This window comes from Inquilinus sp. (assembly GCF_057815775.1).
In genome coordinates, this window is the sequence record NZ_JBYRFX010000563.1 from 1 (window position 1) to 5,714 (window position 5,714).

5 protein-coding genes are annotated in these 5,714 nt (G+C 69.8%); all 5 read left to right on the forward strand.

Annotation, left to right across the window (positions count from 1 at the left end):
- On the forward strand, positions 1-420 hold a 420-nt coding region (locus AC3XYG_RS19500), incomplete at its 5' end, for a hypothetical protein (protein WP_489141521.1).
- Positions 421-422: 2 nt separating this feature from the next.
- Entirely contained in the window at positions 423-1,091 is a 669-nt protein-coding gene (locus AC3XYG_RS19505; RefSeq protein ID WP_489141522.1) for a hypothetical protein, read from the forward strand.
- A gap of 103 nt (positions 1,092-1,194) precedes the next feature.
- Positions 1,195-1,668: an ImuA family protein gene (locus tag AC3XYG_RS19510; RefSeq protein ID WP_489141523.1), complete on the forward strand. Its 474-nt coding sequence runs from the start codon at positions 1,195-1,197 to the stop codon at positions 1,666-1,668.
- 145 nt (positions 1,669-1,813) lie between these two features.
- Positions 1,814-3,187: a Y-family DNA polymerase gene (locus AC3XYG_RS19515; protein ID WP_489141524.1), complete on the forward strand. Its 1,374-nt coding sequence runs from the start codon at positions 1,814-1,816 to the stop codon at positions 3,185-3,187.
- Between the two features lie 20 nt (positions 3,188-3,207).
- Positions 3,208-5,714 (forward strand): PHP domain-containing protein (locus AC3XYG_RS19520; protein WP_489141525.1); only part of this gene is annotated, 2,507 nt, incomplete at its 3' end.

The following is a 5,714-nucleotide window of genomic DNA, read 5'->3' on the forward strand; positions in this document are numbered from 1 at the left end:
GCCTGCGACATCATGCGGCTCGTGAGGCGCAAGTCCCGCGCGGTCAAGATCATGCCGCTGCGCACCCGCTTCGAAGGAGGCGGGGCCAAGAACGACGGCTGGGACAGGTGGTGGGCAAGCTGGGGCTGCAACGGCCAGAGCTTCGCTCTGTACCTCTCACTGTATGGGCCGTTCACCAGCACGCAGGCCGACGGTACCCGCGGTGTGCAGATTCACGGTGACGGTTTCCTCTCCGTCGACGTCGACGGCGAGCAGGTCATGTCGCTCCGCGTTGAGCTTCGCTGCGACGATCCGGAGGGTCGCATCACCGTGGTCGGTGCGACGGAATTCGAGCTAGGGCCTTGGACGGACGTGGTCCTTGAACTCGACCGGCGATTGGTCGGTGCTGCTGCCCCACAGACCGCCCGAAAGGCGGCCTGACGATGGTTGCTCGGCCGATCCTGACCATCCCACGGGACCTGCCTGATGTCGACGGTGGCCGGGCCTACGCGCCCGGCCACATCGAGATCTTCGAGGAGGAGACCGGCGAAGTCCTCGCCCGCTACGACCCCCAGGTCCAGCCGATCACCATGTTGATGGATCTGGTCCACCAGGCCTATGCCGACCGGCGGCGGCCGGATTGGGCGACGCTGCCGACCTGCCCGATCCCGGAAGACCTGCAGGCGCATGTCTACGCCATCGACTATCGAGGCTGGACATGGTCGGACGAGCTCGAGTTTCCGGAGGGGGTGCATATCGACCAGCTGCGCGCCCACCAGGCCGCGCTTGGCCCAAACGACGACGAGGAGCAGCCACGGCTGCCGCTGGATGAAGCGATAGGGCTTCCCGAAGCGGAGCTCCGCCGGCGCTACCAGCAGGGTCTGATCGGGCTCGCCGCCTATCCGACGAAGTCGGAGTTCCCCACGGACTTCCCGTGGGACGACGCCCGGCTCGGCCGAGCTGAGATCCTCGACGTCGTCCATCTCCATGCCTACTGGTTCGATCCGGACTGCGGCCATTCCCGTCCATCCCGTCAGCGGCTCCGCACCCATGAATCCCGACAGCGCGAATTCCGGGCCGCCGCCGGAGCCGTCTCCCGGCTCGACAGCTGACGGGCCTGCACCCGCGCAGGCCGCGCGCATCGCCCAGATCCGCGCTGCCATCCGGAGCCTGGATCCGGGTAGCGATTCCGACCTGCCGGCCCTGCAGTTCGGCGTGCCGGCGATCGACCGCCAACTCCCGTGGGGCGGCCTGGCACTGCCCGGGCTGCACGAGATTGTCGGTTCGCCGGGCGACGGGGCCACGATCGCCTTCATCGCCACCATCCTGGGGCGCCTCGGCCGCGGCCGCCCGGTCCTCTGGTCCAGCATGCGGCGGCCCGGGCTCTATGGCTACGGACTCGCCGCCCTCGGTTGGGATCCGGCGGACCTCGTGCTGGCCCGCGGGCGCCGGCCAGAGGACGTGCTGTGGCAGATCGAGGAGGGGCTGCGCAGCGGCGCAGTGGCCGCGGCGGTCGGTGACGGCGTCGTGCCGGACCTGACTGCCAGCCGGCGCCTGCCGCTCGCTGCCGAGGCTGCCGGGACACCGGCAATCATCCTGCTGCCGGCGCCGGCGCCCGCGCCCCAGTCGGTGGCGCGGACCCGCTGGCGGATCACGTCCCGGCCGAGCCCTGGTGGTCGGCCGGTGTAGAATCTGGATCTGCAGCGGTGTCGTGGCGGCACCCCTGCCCGTTGGTGTGTGGAATGGGACGATGAGACGGTGGCTCTCAGTCTGGCTGCCGAGATGGCCGACGGATCGGTGGCGCCGGCAGCGGAATGAGCCGCCGTCGGGCCCTGTGGTGCTCTATGTCGAGCTGCACCAAGCGCTTCGGATCCATGCCGTCGACGCCGCGGCCGCCGCTGAAGGCCTGGGCCCTGGCCAGGCGCTGGCCGACGCCCGGGCCCTCGTCCCCAACCTGATCGCTGCTCCAGCCGACCCGGACGGCGATGCCGCGGACCTCGGCCACCTGGTCGACTGGGCGCGGCGCGACTCACCCCTCGTCGCTGGTGACGGTGCCGATGGCATCCTCGTCGACATCTCCGGTGCTGCCCATCTCGCCGGCGGCGAGGCCTCGCTGCTGGACGATGCGGTCCGGCGGCTGATCCGCGCCCGGCTCGAGGCCCGCGGAGCGATTGCTGACACCGCAGCGCAGGCCTGGGCCTGGTCGCGCTTCGCCGGTGGCGGTGTGGTTGCTGCCGGCGCCGGCATCGACACCTTCGCCGCCCTTCCCATCGCCGCGCTGCGCTTGCCACCCCGTATCCTTGGCGGCCTGCAGCAACTGGGCCTGCGCCGCGTTGGGGACGTCTCTCCCCTGCCCCGCGCTCCGCTGGTTCGCCGCTTCGGACCCGAGTTGTTGGCGGCGATCGACGCTCTCGCCGGCCGGCAGGCGACGCCCGTGGACTTCCAGGCCGCGGCCTGCGCCCGGCGCAGCCGCGCCTCGTTGGTCGAGCCCATCGCGACGGCCGAGGCGATCGAGACCGCCCTTCATGCGCTCCTTGAGCCGCTGTGCAGCCAGCTTGTCGCCGCCGGCCGGGGCGCCCGCTCGCTGGTGCTGACCGTCTGCCGGGTCGACGCCACGGCACAGAGGGTGGCAATCGGCACCAGCCGGCCGCTCGCCGACACGGCCGCGCTGCTCCGCCTGTTCCGCGACCGGATCGCCGACATCGATCCGGGCTTCGGGATCGAAGCCATGGTGCTGGAGGCGACGGAGACCGATCGCGCGACACTGATGCAGACAGACCTCGCCGGCGCCCGGGATGCCGGCGCCGGCCTGGCCGACCTGGTCGACCGGATCGAGATCCGCATGGGCCCCGGCAGCATCCTCAGGCTGATCCCCGCGGACCGGCATTGGCCGGAGGCCGCGGCCGCCGAGGTGCCGGCGACGCTGCCGATATCGGTGTCGGGAAACTGGGCGCTCCCCGTGCCGCGCCCGGTGGTGCTGCTCGCGCATCCGGAAGCGATCGGCGCCGAGACCGAGGGCCCGGCGCTGCGCGCCTTCTCCTGGCGCGGCCGCCGGCGCCTCCTCCATCGTGTCATTGGTCCCGAGCGGATCGAGCCGGAATTGGGCTGGGACAGGCCGGAGCGGACCCGCGACTACTACCGGGTCGAAGATGACTCCGGCAGGCGGTACTGGATCTTCCTGACCTCCGACGGCACGACGCTCGCCTGATTCATGCATGGCCTCTTCGCATGAGCTATGCCGAGCTCCAGGTGGCGACCAATTTCAGCTTCCTGCGTGGCGCCAGCCACGCCCATGAGCTCGCCCTCCAGGCAGCCACCATCGGCCATCACGCGATCGCCGTCACCGACCGGAACACCCTCGCGGGCGCGGTCCGGCTCCACCAGGCCGCCAAGAATGCCGGGCTTCGTCCGGTCATTGGCGCTCGCCTCGATCTGGTCGACGCGCCGAGCCTCCTGGTCTATCCGACCGACCGGGCCGCCTATGGCCGCCTGTCTCGGATGCTCACCACGGGCAAGCGCCGGACCACCAAGGGCGAATGCTCCCTGCAACTGGTCGACGTCCTCGACCATGCCGAAGGCCTGCTGGCGGTGGCACCACCGCCGGACGGCCGGATCACCCGGGCATCGGCCGAGCAGCAGCTGCAGCACCTCGGCGTTCTCCGCGCCGCTTTCGGCGACCGGCTCTATCTCGGCGTCCAGAACCTGCTGCGCGGGGACGACGCCAGGCGGCTCGCCTGGGCGATCGACACTGGCGGCCAGCTGGGCATACCGCTGGTCGCGACCAATGATGTGCACGCCCATGCCCGCGGCCGCCGCGTGCTGCAGGACGTCATGACCTGCATCCGGGAACGGACCACCCTTCGGGCGGTCGGCCGCCGGCTGCACGCCAATGGCGAACGCTATCTGAAGGACGAGGCGGTGATGCGCGAGCTCTTCGCCGACTGTCCTGACGCCGTCGACCGGACGGCTGAGATCGTGGAGCGCTGCCGCTTCGATCTCGATGCGCTGCGCTACGAGTACTCGATCGACACCATCCCGGTCGGCGTCACCGCCCAGCAGCACCTGGTGCGGCTGACCTGGGAGGGCGCCGCCCGGATGTATCCAGACGGGGTGCCCGACAAGGTGAGCAGGATCATCACGCATGAGCTCGCGCTGGTCGACCAGCTCGCCTATGCGCCGTATTTTCTGACTGTCCACGACATCGTGACCTTCGCCCGGGGCGAGGGGATCCTGTGCCAAGGCCGCGGCTCGGCCGCCAACTCGGCGGTCTGCTACGTCCTCGGCATCACCGCGGTCGACCCGGCCCGCTCGGACATGCTCTTCGAGCGCTTCATCTCGCCCGAGCGGAAGGAGCCGCCGGACATTGATGTCGACTTCGAAAACGAGCGGCGCGAGGAGGTCTACCAGTACATTTATCGCCGCTACGGCCGCGAACGCGCCGGCCTGGCCGCGACCGTCATCACCTACCGCAGCAAGAGCGCCATCCGCGACGTCGGCAAGGCCCTTGGTCTGTCCTCCGACACCATCGACCGCCTCGCCCGCTCGGCACCCGGCTGGGACCAGGACCTGACCGCCGAGCGGCTGCGTGAGGCCGGCATCGATCCGCGCGACCGCACCGCCCGGCGCACCCTGGCCCTGGCCGGGCAGCTCTACGGCTTCCCGCGCCACCTCAGCCAACATGTCGGCGGCTTCGTCATCACCCACGGCCGCCTCGACGAGAGCGTCCCGATCGAGAATGCGGCGATGGTCGACCGGACCTGCATCGAGTGGGACAAGGACGATCTCGACGCCCTCGGCATGCTAAAAATCGACATCCTGGCGCTCGGCATGCTGACCTGCGTCCGCAAGGCCTTCGAGTTCCTCGAGGCCCGAGCGGGCCACCCGTTCCGTTGGCACGACGTGCCGCCGGAAGATCCGGCCGTCTACGACATGCTCTGCCAGGCCGACAGCGTCGGCGTCTTCCAGGTGGAGAGCCGGGCGCAGATGTCGATGCTGCCGCGGCTGAAGCCGAGATGCTTCTACGACCTGGTGATCGAGGTGGCGATCGTCCGGCCCGGACCGATCCAGGGCGACATGGTCCATCCCTTCCTGAAACGCCGGCAGGGCCTCGAGCGGGTGCAATACCCGAAGGAGGAGTTGCGTCGCGTGCTTGGCAAAACCCTCGGGGTCTTCCAGATCGAGTCCCGGGCGCAGATGGCCATGCTGCCCCGGATCAAGCCCCGCACCTTCTACGACCTGGTGATCGAGGTGGCGATCGTCCGCCCGGGCCCCATCCAGGGGGACATGGTCCACCCCTACCTGCGCCGGCGCGAAGGCAAGGAGGCCGTCGTCTACCCGAAGCCCGAACTCGAAAAGGTCCTTGGTAAGACGCTGGGCGTCCCTCTCTTCCAGGAGCAGGCGATGCGCGTCGCCATCGAATGCGCCGGCTTCACGCCGGGCGAGGCCGACCAGCTTCGCCGCGCCATGGCGACGTTCAAGTTCACCGGCGGCGTGTCGAAGTTCAAGGACAAGCTCGTATCGGGGATGGTGGCGAAAGGATACGAGGCGGAGTTCGCCGAGCGGACCTTCCGCCAGCTTGAGGGCTTCGGCTCCTACGGCTTCCCGGAGAGCCACGCCGCCTCGTTCGCATTGGTCGCCTACGCCTCTTCCTGGCTGAAGTGCTGGCATCCCGACGTTTTCTGCGCGGCGCTGCTAAATGCCCAGCCGATGGGCTTCTATGCTCCCGCCCAGATCGT

Bases quoted from the DNA above. Each gene is read 5' to 3' on its own strand.
- AC3XYG_RS19505 (WP_489141522.1), top strand. From the start codon at position 423: ATGGTTGCTCGGCCGATCCTGACCATCCCACGGGACCTGCCTGATGTC.